This is a genomic window from Halomonas sp. BL6, assembly GCF_006228115.1.
GTDB classification, from domain to species: domain Bacteria; phylum Pseudomonadota; class Gammaproteobacteria; order Pseudomonadales; family Halomonadaceae; genus Vreelandella; species Vreelandella piezotolerans.
Genome location: NZ_VDGL01000003.1, coordinates 246,219 through 260,338 on the forward strand (window position 1 = coordinate 246,219; position 14,120 = coordinate 260,338).

The window sequence follows — 14,120 nt, forward strand, 5'->3', positions numbered from 1 at the left end:
GAACACGCTGTACACCCATCCCTGGGCGCTCGGCTTTTTCATCCCTGAAAAAGACGGTTCGCTTAGCCCCTATCCAGCCCCGCTGGCCCCAGTACTATTGAATTGAAGCCTTTCTAATATGTGAAAGGCGTATCGTACAGAGAGAACGTTATGAGCTTGCATCAGGACCTGATCGAACGCGACCGCAAAGTCACCTTCCACGCCTCTACCCATTTGCGTGATTTCGCCCATGGCGATGCGCCGGGCCGCGTGATTACCGGCGGTAAAGGCATCCACATCGTGGATAAAGATGGCCGTGAGTTCATCGACGGTTTTGCGGGCCTTTACTGCGTCAACATCGGTTATGGCCGCACCGAAGTGGCGGAAGCGATTTACAAGCAGGCGCTTGAGCTTTCCTACTACCACACCTACGTCGGCCACTCCAACGAGCCGCAAATCGAGCTGTCCGAGCGCGTATTGAAAATCGCGGGCCTCAACATGTCCAAGGTTTACTACGGCATGTCCGGCTCTGACGCCAACGAAACCCAGCTCAAGATCGTGCGCTACTACAACAACGTGCTGGGCCGCCCGCAGAAGAAAAAGGTCATCTCGCGTATGCGCGGCTACCACGGCTCCGGCATCGCGTCTGGCTCACTGACCGGCCTGAAGGCGTTCCACGACCACTTCGATCTGCCCATCGAAACCATCCGTCATACCGAAGCGCCGCACTACTACCTGCGTGCCGCCGAACAACACGGCATGACCGAGCTCGAATTCTCCGCCTACTGCGCGGACAAGCTCGAAGCGATGATTCTGGAAGAGGGTCCGGACACCGTGGCCGCCTTCATCGGCGAGCCGGTGCTAGGCACCGGTGGTATTGTGCCGCCGCCAGAAGGCTACTGGGAAGCGATTCAGCCGGTGCTGGACAAGTACGACGTGCTGCTGATTGCCGACGAAGTGGTGTGTGGATTTGGCCGTACCGGCTCCGACTTCGGCAGCCACCACTACAACATGAAGCCAGACCTGATCACCATCGCCAAAGGCCTGACCAGTGCCTACCAGCCGCTGTCCGGCGTCATCGTCGGCGACAAGGTATGGAAAGTGCTGGAGCAGGGCACCGGTGAATTCGGCCCCATCGGCCACGGCTGGACCTACTCTGGCCATGCCCTGGGCTGTGCTGCTGGCCTTGCCAACCTGGATATCATCGAGCGCGAAAACCTAGTGGGCAACGCAGCAGAAACCGGCGCTTACTTCCAGCAGCAGCTGAAAGCGACCTTCGAAGGCCACCCGTTGCTGGGCGACGTGCGCGGCGTAGGCCTGATGGCGGCGCTGGAGTTTTCACCGGATGCCAAGCAGCGCCTGCACTTCGACCCCACGCTGAAAGTCGGCCCTCGGGTGGCGGCAGCGGCTATGGAAGAAAATCTGATTGCCCGCGCCATGCCTCAGGGCGACATTCTCGGCTTCGCGCCGCCGCTGACCATCAACCGTGGCGAAGTGGACGAGATGATCGGTCGTGCCAAGCGCGCCATCGACCGCGTGACCGATGAGCTGGTGCGCGCGGGTGACCTGAAAACCGGCCAGCAGGAAGCCGCCTTCACGATTTAACGCCTGAACGCATAACTCGACCAACGACACTGCCCGCTTGCTGCGGGCAGTGTCGTTTCAGTACGTAGTGAACACTGGGATTAAAACCGGTAGTCGACGCCCAGACGGACGTCGCGCCCGGGCTCGGCCAGCCCTACGATGCCCTCATAGCCTGGGAGGTGCTCGAAGTCTGCGTTGCTGGCATGGTCCAGATACTGCTTATCCAGCAAGTTGTTGACGGTTAGCGTGACCGCTAAGTCCTCGCTTTGGGTGGGAAGCCATCGGACATAGGCATCGTGTACGCCATACCCCGGTTTGCCAATGGTGCCCACCGAGGTCTCCAAGGCGCTAATGCCCTCGACGAACTGGCCACGCCAGCCCACCTGCCAGGCGCGATTGACTTGGTAGTCGACGTTTGCCGTCCAGGTATTGCCGATGGTGTTACCAATACCGTTGTACTCATAAACGGTCAGCGGCTGGCCATTCAGCTCGATATCATTGTGATGGAAGCTCAGCCCGGCGGACAGCGATGCCCACTGGTAATTCGCGCTGAGCACATAACCGTTGGATTCAAGATCGCCGACGTTCTGATACAGGGTAGGGCGGCCCAGGGGGTCGGCAATGACGTCATCAATGGTCGAACGGTACAGCTCCGCGCTGAGTTGCCAAGGACCCTGCTCGAAGCGCGCGGCGATTTCGCTGTTACGGGCCTGTTCTCCGCGAAGATCCGGGGCGTTGGCGGCGCCTTCGAGCTTGAACGCATCGTGGGCTTTCGGGCCGCGGAATGCGCGCGCATGGGCAGCGCTCAACGTGACGTGATCGGAGACCATCCATTCGGCGTCGATATTGGGGCTTATGTCGTCCTCGCGGTAAGAGAGGCCGCTATTATCGGTGAGGCGATAGCGGTCGTACCGGGCGCCGATCCCCAGCCGAACGTCATCGGTGAGCTGCAGGTCGTTTTGTACGAATATCCCGGCGATATCACCGCTTTCGCGTTCCTGTGTAGGGTTTTCCTCGTAACCTGCGGTGACCTCGTCATCCCGATAGTCAATGCCGTAAACGATACGGTGGCTGCCCACACGGCTCGTATTGGCAAGGGTCAGCCCGGTGGACTCGGATTCGCCGAAATAACGTCCCCAGCGGTCCGCGACGTTTTGTTCCACATCGGCCGTGGTGTGGTATAGCGTGGCTTCCAGGTCGAGCCATGATTGCCCCTGCGGGCGCAGTTGGTAATTCAGCGTACTGGTTTGGCGCTCGGCATCCAGCGAGTACAGGCGATTGAAGCCGCTAACGACCCATTGAGGCCGCTGGGCCCGCTCGCCTTCGTCCTGACGAATCTCATGGCTGAGCGTAAAACGCTGTGTGCCGAAGTCCCCTAGCAGTTTCACTTGGCCCAACTGCTGATTGGCCTCGGTGCCGGTCTGTTCGCTGCCGTTGCCGTCTTCATAGCGTTGCTGGTCGCGTTCGACGAGAGTGCCCATGGCGCTCCACTGGTCGTTGACGCGACCAAACAGGGTGGTGCTCACGCGATAACTTTCTGGGTTGGTGCCCGCTCCCGCCGACAATAGCCCGCCCAAGCGCTCTCCATCACGCAGTAGATCATCGGGGTCTTTAGTGACGAAGCGAACGCTGCCGCCTAGGGCACCGGGGCCATCAGTGGCACGACCGGCCCCCGTGGTGACTTCGACGCGCTTGAGCAGGGCAGGATCTACACCAATACGGCCCGTATGGTGAAACAGGCTGCCGCTTTGTGCCGCGCCGTCGATGGTGACGTTCAACAGCGGGTCTTCGATGCCTCGCACGTAGAGCTTCTGTGCGATGCCGAGCGAGCCGCCCACACTGATTTGTGGGTCTTGATCGAATAGATCGCCAAGATCGTCGGCTTGGTAGCGCTCCAGCGTCTCGGCCTCTACCACGCTGTCGCCATGGAGAGGCGCTTCCCCGACGACGTGAAGGGTATCCAGCGACGCTGGCGATTGAGCAAACGCGGTGCTGCTCATCAGAGTAGCGATGGTTAGCGTAAGAGGATGACGAAGAAAGCGAGCGGTTGGCTGCATGGTAACGAGTAGGCTCCCATATTTTTCTATTTGATTATTATTCTCGTTTGAGTGTGCGCGGCTGGCTACCGTTTTTACAACTGTTACAACTGATCGTGTGCGGGTAGGTCGATGCCTTGCTGGGCTGCATCTCTCGGCAGTGTGATGAGGTGTTCCAAACCACCCTCGGGGTGGTTACGTGTGACGATGTTGCCGCGCACGGCATGGATATGACGCAGTGCCAATGCAAGTCCTAGCCCCGTGCCTTCTGGGCGGCGTTGGCGTGCATCGGCTGTGCGATAGAAGGGGGTAAACAAGTGCGGTAACTGCGAGGCCTCGACGCCTGGACCGTTATCGCGCAGGGTTAGTCGATAGCCGCGCGGCTGGGGGGTCAGAGACAGTGTCACTGTGGGCGGCGGTGACGTAGCCAACGAATAGTGGCAGGCGTTGCGTAACAGATTCTCCAGCGCCTGTCCCAATGCGCGCTGGCTAGAGTGGTACAGCAGAGCGCTCTCCGGCAGCGACACGCTCCAGCGGTGATCGGGGTACTCGAAACGCGCGTCGTCCAACAAAGCGTCCAGTAGGTCGACCAGATCAAAGGTGTCGGTACCCAAAACCGGTGTCTCATGGCTCAGCCAAGCAAGCGTTAGGGCATCATTGACTAACTGGCGCATCTGCTGACTTTCCTGCTCCAGGCGAGCGACGGACGAAGGCGAGCTAGCGCCTGCTTTCATATGCTCGATCGCCAAGCCAAGGCGTGTCAGCGGCGCGCGAATTTCATGGGAGAGATCGGCCAAAAGCTGCCGCTGGGCAGCGATGGTCGCTTGGGTTTTGCTGGCCATGCCGTCGAATCGGAGCATGAGCTCGCCTAACTCGTCGTCACGGGGCATCGTGCTCGGTGATGGATGAGGCTGACCGTCGCTGATGGCCTGCGTGGCATCGCGCAGGTAGCGCAGCGGCCCGCTAATGTGTCGATACAGCAGCCAGCCAATGGCTAACAGCGTCAGAAGCGGGATAACACCATTGACGAGCCAAATGACGCTTCTCAAGTGGCTACCCGGGCGCATGCGCTGGGGCAGGGTAATTAAAAAGTGGCGGTGGCCGCCTTCGAAGGTGATGTCCATGATGGGATTGTCGGGAAAATAGAGATGAATCGGCCACTCGATCAGCCGGCCCAACCGATAACCCTCTCGAAACTGTTCGGAGAGCGTGCCCCCAGCCACTGGCGTTACGCTGGAGGTAACCACCGCTGCCCAGGTGTTCTCCTGGGCTTGCAGTGCGTCTAGCCAGTCGGCGAGTGCGGCGTCGTCGCCCTCGCGGTAAAGGGCTTCGGCAGTCTCGCCCCAGCTTGCCAAGGTGTGTTGGTGATGCGGGGCAATCACGCTCATTTGGCGCTCTGCCCATTTCTCGAGCAGTGACGTCGAGACCACTAACGCAATGCCGCCGGTCGCCACGATGCCGCACAGCTTCCATAGCAATCGCTGTCTCATTGCAAGCAGTACCCTTTGCCGTGCTGAGTTTGCAGCCTTAGCGCGTCGAACCCGGCACCGCTGAGCTTACGACGAACGCGGCTGACGTGCATATCCAGGCTACGGTCATAGGGGCTGTACTCCCGCTGAAACAGGCGATGATAGAGATACGTCTTGCTCAGCGTTTTGCCTCGGTGATGGGCCAACAGCCACAGTAAACGAAACTGTAGCGGGGTAAGCTCGACGGCTTGCCCTGCCACTTTGAGCTCTGTGCGAGAGGCGTCAAGGGAGAGGTCATCCACCTGCAAGCACTGCGCTTGGGCAGCGGGTGGCGGGGCCGAGCGACGCAGCAATGCGTCGATACGCAGCGCCAATTCGAGCGGGTGGAAGGGCTTGGCCAAATAGTCATCCGCGCCGTGCTGTAGCCCTTTGATGCGCTCTTCTTCGGCCCCGCACGCGCTCAGCATTAAAACGGGCAGGGAGAACCTGTCGCGCAGCACTGCGAGTAGCTCCAAGCCGCTCATACCCGGCAGTCGGACGTCCAGTAGCAGTAGATGGATATCGTTTTCCTGTACACATCGAAAACCGCTGTCGGCATCCAGGCAGTGAGTAACGCGGTAGTTACGCTGGCTGAGCAGCGTGATCAACTGCTCACCAAGGATAGGGTCATCGTCGATCAATAAGAGGTGGTGAGGAGCAGGCATCATGAACCATAAAGAGCATTGTTCTGGCGAATGATAATAATGATTGTTTGCATTACTGTTGGCAAGTAATGAAACGAACACCGCAAGGCGAGGTCTCTTTTCACGGCCAAGTGAGATGTCATGCTAATGGAGGTTTTCGGCCAGCCCGCTACGCTTAACGTCATAAAGCCATCAATGTTTGAAAAGGAGCCTGTCATGCAACCGGTACTCGCTTTTGACGTATACGGCACGCTGATTGATACCCAAGGCGTGACGATCGAGCTGGAACGTCGCCTGCAAGATGCGCAGCAGGCGGGAGAGTTCGCCAAGCGCTGGCGGGAAAAACAGCTCGAGTACAGCTTTCGCCATGGGCTGATGGGCGCCTACGTGCCCTTTGCCGAGTGTACTCGCGAGGCGCTGGTGTTTACCGACCGCGCGCTGCAAACCGGCCTGTCGGATAACGATCGTGACCACTTGATGGCCGTCTATGCTGAGCTGCCCGCTTTCCCCGACGTGGTGCCCGCGCTGGATCGACTGCGCGATGCCGGTATTCGCTGCGTGGCGTTTTCGAACGGTACCGAAGACGCCGTCAATCAGCTGTTGACGCGCGCCGGGGTGAAAAGTCACATGGACGCCGTGGTGAGTGTCGACGCCATCAAGCGCTTCAAGCCCGACCCCGCCGTTTACGCCTATCTTCGCACACGGTTAGAGACACGGCCGGAAACCACATGGCTCATCTCCAGTAACCCGTTCGATGTGATTGGTGCCACCCATGCGGGCTTGCGCAGTGCCTGGGTACGTCGCCATTCGGATGCACCGTTCGACCCTTGGGGGATCGAACCCGATATGACGGTGCCCGAGTTGGAGACGTTGGCAGAACGCATGATGCGATAGGTTGGTATCCATCGCTATCGACCCCATAATGGGGGCAGCTTTCGTTATCACGGGTAAGACGACATGTCGAAAAAAATCTACTGCATCGCAAGCTTCAAACCCAAAGCCGGTAAAGAGGAAGCCGTCTTCAAAGCGCTGCAGAGCCTGGAGCCTAATACGCATCGCGAAGATGCCTGCCTGCACTACACGGTGACCCGCCAAATCGATAACCCGTTTGCCCAGGGCACTAGCTATCCCATCGTGTTTCACGAGATTTGGGCCAGTCGTGAAGAGTTCGAGGCGCACTGCCAGCGCAAAGAAATTCAAGAGTTCTTCGCCCAGCACGTTGAGTCGCCCGACGGCGATATCGAAGATGCCAACGTGTGCGTCTACACCGATGAGCCGTGGAATTTTGATGCGCCCAAGGTGTCATGAGGGCACAACGTGTAGAATAGGCGACCAAAACCGAACGATGATGGAGCCCATATGACCGAGAAAAAGATGAACGTCGAAAGCTTTAACCTGGATCACACCAAGGTAAAAGCCCCCTACGTACGTTTGGCCGATATCAAAGAGGGCCAGAACGGCGACCGTATCCATAAATACGATTTGCGTATCTGCCAGCCCAACAAAGAGCATATGGAGATGCCTGCGCTGCACTCCCTGGAGCATTTGATGGCGGAAATGTCGCGCAATCACACGGATAAAGTGGTCGATATCAGCCCGATGGGCTGCCAGACCGGCTTTTACATCGCGCTGATCAACCACGATGATTACGATGACGTGCTGTCGATCATTGAACGAACTTTGAACGACGTACTCACCGCTACCGAAGTACCCGCCTGCAATGAGATGCAGTGCGGCTGGGCCGCCAGCCACAGCCTGGAAGGCGCTCAGGCGCTTGCCAAAGGTCTGCTGGCCAAGCGCAGTGAATGGACCGAGGTCTTTGCTTAAAACCCTGGCGTTAATCTAAAACGCCAAACGCCCCCTTAATTGGGGGCGTTTTGGTGTGGGGGCAGCGTCTTTGGTGCGTAGGCCAAGAGCCTCTTTAACACCCGATAGTGCGCATTACCCGCTTTTAACAAGGCTTCATTTTCGGTTGCTCTGCCTAGTCGCGTTGTGCATCTAGTTAACTAGCAAAGTCACTTGTTGCCTTACGGACCCAAGCTTGTTTTCACATAAACGCCATCAAGCGTGGGGCGTCGATTAGCAGGGTACAGCCGTTACCTTAACAAAACTGCGACAGTTGTCGTATAACGCGTGGCAGGGCGCCCGGCGCAAACGAGACCGCCCATGGTATATTAGGCCGCTAATGAGTCAGACAGGCAGTGGGGTAGATACATGGGTGTTGGAAGACCGATGCAGCATGAGCCAGAAACCGCATTGAGCGCTGCTATGCAATCCTTTTGGCGTTCGGGCTACCATCATACATCGCTGCGCGATTTGCTGAGTGCCATGAATATTTCCCGCAGTAGCCTCTATCATGCTTATGGCAGTAAAGAAGCGCTTTTTACCGAAGCGCTGACACGTTACCGGGATCAGCTTTTGGGAGAGCTAGCGACATTGCTCGCGCAACAAGAGAGCGCTTGGCACTTTATCGACTGTTTACTGACACGCACTGCCGAGCAGGCAGAGAGCGAGCAAGCGGCGTTGGGCTGCTTGATATTCAACTCGGCCACTGAGTTGGGTAACGGTGACAGCGCAGAGGCCCAGGCGGCCAAGCAGAGTGTTCAGGCCATCACCGATTTCTTCGTTACGGTGATTGAACAAGCACAGCAAGAAGGCGCTATCTCTCCGGGACATGATGCAGGCAGCTTGGCGTACTTCTTGACGCTCTCTATGTCAGGGCTGCGGTTACTACTCAAAAGTGGTGTCAATCAACAGCAAGCGAAAGCGCAGGTCGAACATGTATTACGCACGCTGGCGAGTCGCTAAGGTGCACGTACTTGTGCATGTGCAGTACGCCTATCAGCGCAGCTAAATGTTTGATGAAGCATATAATAAAAAGTGTCCGCTTGGTTCTTTTGCTATTTCATTGCTCTTTAGGTTTTAGCCTAATTGCACACTGGTCGTATCACTCCATGTGTTTCATCAATGTTAAAAATTATCAATTCTTTGAAGTAAGCATCTGAAAGTAATGGTGCTTAGAAAACGAGGCGTTTTACCAATTGACAGTGCTACCCTGGCGCGAGATAAAGTATAGCTAGCCTATGATTTGGGCAACTGGGTCGATGCCACCAGGGTATAACGTAATGCTCAACAAGCGCTGGCAACACATTCGTCACTATAAGTTGTCTCTTGACGTCGACACCGACGCACTGGATAAGCTCATTGCTTCCGTCGCAGACTTTTTCGAATTTCCCATTGCGCTGGTTTCCGTTCTGGGTCAGAAACAGTGGTTTATCGCCAAATCAGGGTTAGACGTAGATGTTACGTCGTTGGAGGATGCATTCTGCCGCCACGTGGTAGCTTTACGGGCTCCACTTGTGATCGAGGATGCCAGCCAACATCCTGATTTTTGCGATAACCCACTGGTGCTAGCAGCGCCGCATATACGCTTTTATGCGGGCGTGCCCCTCACGGCAGGCGGTCGCGAAGTAGGGGCCGTTTGCTTAATCGATAACCGGCCCAATACGCTGTCTGAGAAAGACCTACGTTTCTTGGAGTCGCTGAGTTACTTCATTAGCGATTACATTTATCTTATCGATAAGCAAAGATCAGGCATCAGCAATTGTGATTTCGCCATGATGATCGAGTCTGCTGACGTGGGCGTTTGGGACTGGGAGATAGCCAACGATCACAGTGTATTCAATCAGCGTTGGTGTGAGATGCTGGGTCTGGAGTGCGATGAGGTGGAGAGTCGCTCCAGCTTCTGGAAACGTTTGATTCATTCGGAGGACTTCACGTCGGTCAATAACGCTATCCGGCGGCTCTTGGCGCAGGAGGACGGTGTATTGAATGTCGAGTATCGCATGCGTCATGCCCAGGGCCATTGGCTGTGGGTCAACTCCTATGGCCGGGTGGTGGCCAATGACAGCGCAGGGAGGCCGCTGCGTTTAACCTGCATCACGCGGGATATTTCGGAGAAAAAGAGCGCCGAGCTTCGGGAGCGAAAGCAGGTGCAGCTACTCAACTTCATGAACCGCGCCCAGAGCGTTTTTCTTCGCGAAAAAGACATTCGCCACTCCTGTGAACTGATCTTCGATGAGCTGTTATATCTCGCAGAGAGCCAGTTTGGACTGATCGGCCAGGTGCAAGTGCGAAGCGACGGGGAGAAATCCCTGTTTATCCACGCCCTATCGAACATTAGCTGGAGCGAGGAGACCAATGAACAGTACCGGGCTTACCAACGGGGCGAACTGTTTTTCAACAATCTGGACAATTTGTTTGGCCACGTAGTGACCAGTGGTCATGTCGTGATTGCCAATCGCCCTCGTCAGCATCATGCATCTCGCGGTACGCCTGCCGGGCATCCACCGCTACAGAGGTTTTTAGGGTTACCTATCAAAATTGCCGATGACACTGTCGGTATGATAGGGCTCGCCAATAAACAAGACGACTACACTGACGAGGACGCCCTCTTTTTTCAGCCACTTTTAGATACGTTAGGCGCCCTCTTTTACGCCTTGGAAGTGGAAAAGTCCCGCCATCATGCAGAACAGCAGCTACGTTATCTTGCTGAAACCGATATGTTGACGACATTGCCAAATCGGCGCGCTTTTGTGGAGCGCGCAATGGCCTTTTATTTACAAGCGAGGTTTACCTTTACTGTTGCTGTCATCGATATTGATTATTTCAAGTCGATCAACGATCAATACGGACATCATGTAGGCGATGAGGTACTCAAGGAGGTGGCCAATCGTCTCAGCAACTCGTTACGTACGGATGACTTGGTCGCACGTATGGGCGGCGAGGAGTTTGGCGTCTGCTTGTGCGACACTCATGACGCCCCAACGCTAGAGACACTTCGGCGAGGGATCGCCGAAAAGCCTGTTTTGACCAGTGAAGGGGCGGTGCATGTCACAGTGAGCATTGGCGCTTGCCAAGTAAGCCCCTGCGGGAGTGATGAACATTGGGAAGAGGATTTACGCCATGCCGATATGGCGCTATATCGTGCCAAAAAAGAGGGACGCAATCGGGTGAGATGGCACATGCCGAGCATATCGACACATTTTACATAGGTGGGCTAGCAGTGCAGCAATGAATTGCCTAAGCTAATGATTGACAGCCCACTGTTGAGTCTCTATAAGGCTATTTCACCCACTACCCAGAGCTTCCATGTTCCTTCTCATCACGATTGCTACCCTTTCAATCGCGTTTTCCTTTCTGTGTTCCATCCTTGAGGCAGCGCTGCTGTCGATTACGCCGAGCTATATTGCCAAGCAAAAAGAAGACAATCCAAAGCTACATACCGCGCTGACCAAGTTAAAAACCAATATCGATAGGCCCCTGGCGGCGATTCTGACGCTCAATACGATTGCGCATACCGTCGGTGCCACGGCTGTCGGTGCCCAGGCGGCGGTGGTGTTCGGCGAGTCTTCCATTGCGATCGTGTCTGCGGTCATGACCATGTTGATTCTGATCCTTTCAGAGATCATCCCCAAAACGATTGGTGCGACCTACTGGCGTGGTTTGGCCCCTGTATTGCCAAAACTCCTCAATCCAATGATCGTAGGTTTACTACCGTTCATTTGGATGTCAGAGCAGATTACTCGCCGTCTAGGTAAATCTGAACATGACGTGGATTTGCGTGACGAAATTAAAGTATTGGCGCGGGTGGGGCTCGAAGAGGAGGTGTTGGATGCTGACGAATCACGCACCATCATCAACATGCTCAACCTGCACGATATTACGGTGAACAAGGCTATGACGCCACGCACCGTATGTGAGACCGTGCCACCCAACATGACCGTCAGCGAGTTCGACGAGCAGTACGGAAAGGCGCCATTCACACGCTTTCCGGTGATGGATAACGGCGAGCAGGCGTTTGGCTATGTGCATAAATCGGATATGTACCACGCCGATGACACCAAGACGATGCGTGAATTGATGCATCCCATCGGCAGCGTCGACGTCTCCAATAATGTGGAGCAGGTCTTCACCTCCATGTTGAAAGATCACCTTCATATGCGCGTGGTCTACGATGAGCACGGTACCTTCGTGGGTCTGATCACCCTGGAGGACATTATCGAAACCATCCTGGGTCAAGATATCGTCGATGAGACCGATAGCGTGGCGAACTTGCGCCATTATGCAAAACAGCGCTGGGTTAAGCGGATCAAACGCGAAGAGAAAGAGGTAAAACCGGCCGAGTGAACGCTGCCATCATTTCATTGCTTTAGCACTAAACGTTCTATAGTGAAGGCGTTGAAATTCATATAAGGTATGAGAACCACTTCATTTTAACGAGGAGCAACGATGTCATTACGTATCAATGCAGTCGTGCCTGATTTCGAAGCAGAGACGAGCCACGGGCCGATCCGTTTTCACGATTGGATCGGCGACAACTGGGCGATTCTGTTCTCACATCCGAAAGATTTCACGCCGGTGTGCACTACGGAGTTCGGCGCCGTCGCAACGCTAAGTGCCGAGTGGGAAAAGCGTGGCACCAAGGTCATCGGTGTGTCCGTCGATGGTGTAGAGGATCACAAGCGCTGGGCGGGCGACATCGAAACCGTGAGCGGCAGCAGCGTCGGCTTCCCGATCATTGCCGACGAAGGTCTCAAGGTCTCCAAGCTGTTCGATATGCTGCCGGAAGATGCCTACCTGCCTGATGGCCGCACGCCCGCCGATAGCGCCACGGTGCGTTCGGTCTTCATCATCGGCCCGGACAAGCAGCTCAAGCTTTCCATGACCTACCCGATGACCGTTGGCCGTAACTTTGCGGAGATTTTGCGGGCGTTGGATGCGTTGCAAACCACCGCGAAGCATGGCATCGCCACCCCGGCGGATTGGACGGTCGGACAGGATGTCATCATTCCACCCAGTGTCTCCGACGAGGATGCCAAGCAGAAGTTTGGTGAGTTTGATGCCGTGCTGCCTTACCTGCGCAAGACCAAGCTGCGTTAAGCACGCCGATAGCACGTGTTAAAAGCCCCGTCAGCGCAAGCTGGCGGGGCTTTCGTGTTCATAGGGCGTCACCGTCATGCAGGTTCGAGCGTCAGGTGTTCGATGGAGTGAGAAACGCTTTGTGCCCCCTGAAGAATGTCGTTCACGATCGCCTCGATCTCCTGCACGCTGGTCTGGCTGGTTTGCCCCTGCTCCACGACCTGTTGCATCGCCTCAGTGGTGCGCAGCACCAGAGCGCTATTCTCTTTGAGCACTCGGGTGATCTCGTTGACGGCGTCGCTTGAGCCTCGGGCGAGCTGGCGAACCTCGTTAGCCACGACAGCAAAACCACGCCCTTGTTCACCCGCACGGGCGGCTTCCACGGCAGCATTGAGGGAAAGCAAGTTAGTTTGGCTGGCAATTTGAGCAATCGTGTTGGCCGTTTTGTTGATTTGCTCTGCCTGTTTGTTTAGGTCGCTAATCAGACGCTGCGCGTCTCCCAGCGTGTGGCTGGCATGCTGAAAGTGAGAGAGGACATTTCGCAGATGCTCGAGTCCCTCTTGCGCAATGCGCTGGGTCTGATGAGACGACACGCGGGCGCTACCCACGGTCGCGCGAGCGGCTTCGGATGCTTCCATGGCACGGGTAATGTCCGTGGCGAATTTCACCACCTTCACCACCTTGCCATCATCGTCCACGATGGGGTTGTACGTGGCTTCCAGCCATACCACGCGACCCTTTGCGTTCAAGCGCATGAACTTGCCTTGCTTGAACTCACCGTTGGCGAGCTGTTTCCAGAAGTCTGGGCGCTGCTGGTAGAACTCCTTCGTACAAAACATACGGTGATGCTTGCCACGAATGTCACCTAGCGAATAGCCCATGGCCTGCTCGAAGTTACGGTTAGCATCCAAGATGTAACCGTCTGGGGTAAATTCGATGACTGCCATGGAGCTATCCAGCGCCTGTAAAATAGCGCGTTCACGGGCGGCACGCTGGTGTTTTTCGGTGACATCAGTGGCCACTTTGAACACCTGTACGACCTTGCCACGACGATTTTTAATAGGTACATAAGTGGCCTCTAGCCACACTTCCTCACCGTGGGCATTGATGCGCCGGAAACGACCTTGCTGACGCTCTCCTGCGGCGAGTGCTTCCCAAAAGGTGGCATAGGCTGCGCTCTGAGTATCCTCTGGATAGCAGAAAAGACGGTGATGCTGGCCTTTGATCTCTGCCAGAGAGTATCCCACCGTTTCCAGAAACTGCGGGCTGGCATCTTGAATGATGCCTGCGGGAGTGAAGTAAATGCAGGCCGTATGTTGCGCCAGGGCGTCGCGCAAGTTATCAGAGGGGAAGGGGCTAAACATGGGACAGACTCTCAATCACGTTATTATAAATCCGCTAAGAGTAGACCAGTTTCTTATAGAAAACACTGTTTTGTATCAGTGTGA

12 protein-coding genes are annotated in these 14,120 nt (G+C 55.9%); 8 read left to right on the top strand and 4 right to left on the bottom strand.

The features are described from left to right. Window positions 1-150: 150 nt before the first annotated feature. The gene (locus tag FHJ80_RS07885) at window positions 151-1,584 is read left to right on the top strand and encodes an aspartate aminotransferase family protein (protein ID WP_139526466.1); all 1,434 of its coding nucleotides are present in this window, start codon (window positions 151-153) and stop codon (window positions 1,582-1,584) included. 80 nt (window positions 1,585-1,664) lie between these two features. Here the strand turns inward: FHJ80_RS07885 and FHJ80_RS07890 are convergent, their stop codons facing one another. The 3 genes from FHJ80_RS07890 to FHJ80_RS07900 form a co-directional block, all read right to left on the bottom strand. Then, entirely contained in the window at window positions 1,665-3,620 is a 1,956-nt protein-coding gene (locus tag FHJ80_RS07890; protein WP_139526467.1) for a TonB-dependent receptor domain-containing protein, read from the bottom strand. Window positions 3,621-3,703: 83 nt separating this feature from the next. Beyond that, window positions 3,704-5,089: a sensor histidine kinase gene (locus FHJ80_RS07895; protein ID WP_139526468.1), complete on the bottom strand. Its 1,386-nt coding sequence runs from the start codon at window positions 5,087-5,089 to the stop codon at window positions 3,704-3,706. Beyond that, complete coding sequence (locus FHJ80_RS07900) at window positions 5,086-5,775, bottom strand: response regulator transcription factor (RefSeq protein WP_139526469.1); 690 nt, start codon at window positions 5,773-5,775, stop codon at window positions 5,086-5,088. Before FHJ80_RS07900 ends, FHJ80_RS07895 begins: the two co-directional genes overlap by 4 nt. A gap of 192 nt (window positions 5,776-5,967) precedes the next feature. Here FHJ80_RS07900 and FHJ80_RS07905 point away from each other — a divergent pair, with 192 nt between their 5' ends. The 7 genes from FHJ80_RS07905 to FHJ80_RS07935 all read left to right on the top strand — a co-directional run bounded on the left by FHJ80_RS07905 (window position 5,968) and on the right by FHJ80_RS07935 (window position 12,693). Then, window positions 5,968-6,645 (top strand): haloacid dehalogenase type II, encoded by a 678-nt coding sequence (locus tag FHJ80_RS07905; protein WP_139526470.1) that lies wholly within the window; start codon window positions 5,968-5,970, stop codon window positions 6,643-6,645. A 63-nt stretch (window positions 6,646-6,708) separates the two neighbouring features. Beyond that, complete coding sequence (locus FHJ80_RS07910) at window positions 6,709-7,059, top strand: putative quinol monooxygenase (protein ID WP_139526471.1); 351 nt, start codon at window positions 6,709-6,711, stop codon at window positions 7,057-7,059. 51 nt (window positions 7,060-7,110) lie between these two features. Beyond that, entirely contained in the window at window positions 7,111-7,578 is a 468-nt protein-coding gene (locus tag FHJ80_RS07915) for an S-ribosylhomocysteine lyase (protein WP_139526472.1), read from the top strand. Window positions 7,579-8,019: 441 nt separating this feature from the next. Beyond that, the gene (locus FHJ80_RS07920; RefSeq protein WP_176558225.1) at window positions 8,020-8,559 is read left to right on the top strand and encodes a TetR/AcrR family transcriptional regulator; all 540 of its coding nucleotides are present in this window, start codon (window positions 8,020-8,022) and stop codon (window positions 8,557-8,559) included. 317 nt (window positions 8,560-8,876) lie between these two features. Further along, a complete protein-coding gene (locus tag FHJ80_RS07925; protein WP_176558226.1) occupies window positions 8,877-10,805 on the top strand; it encodes a diguanylate cyclase in 1,929 nt (642 codons plus the stop codon). A gap of 97 nt (window positions 10,806-10,902) precedes the next feature. Then, window positions 10,903-11,940, top strand: a complete 1,038-nt coding sequence (locus FHJ80_RS07930; RefSeq protein WP_139526475.1) for a CNNM domain-containing protein — start codon at window positions 10,903-10,905, stop codon at window positions 11,938-11,940. Between the two features lie 102 nt (window positions 11,941-12,042). After that, window positions 12,043-12,693 (top strand): peroxiredoxin, encoded by a 651-nt coding sequence (locus FHJ80_RS07935; protein ID WP_139526476.1) that lies wholly within the window; start codon window positions 12,043-12,045, stop codon window positions 12,691-12,693. A gap of 74 nt (window positions 12,694-12,767) precedes the next feature. On the opposite strand, the gene FHJ80_RS17500 is transcribed toward FHJ80_RS07935, so the two are convergent. After that, window positions 12,768-14,036, bottom strand: a complete 1,269-nt coding sequence (locus tag FHJ80_RS17500; protein WP_139526477.1) for a PAS domain-containing methyl-accepting chemotaxis protein — start codon at window positions 14,034-14,036, stop codon at window positions 12,768-12,770. Between the last annotated feature and the right edge of the window lie 84 nt (window positions 14,037-14,120).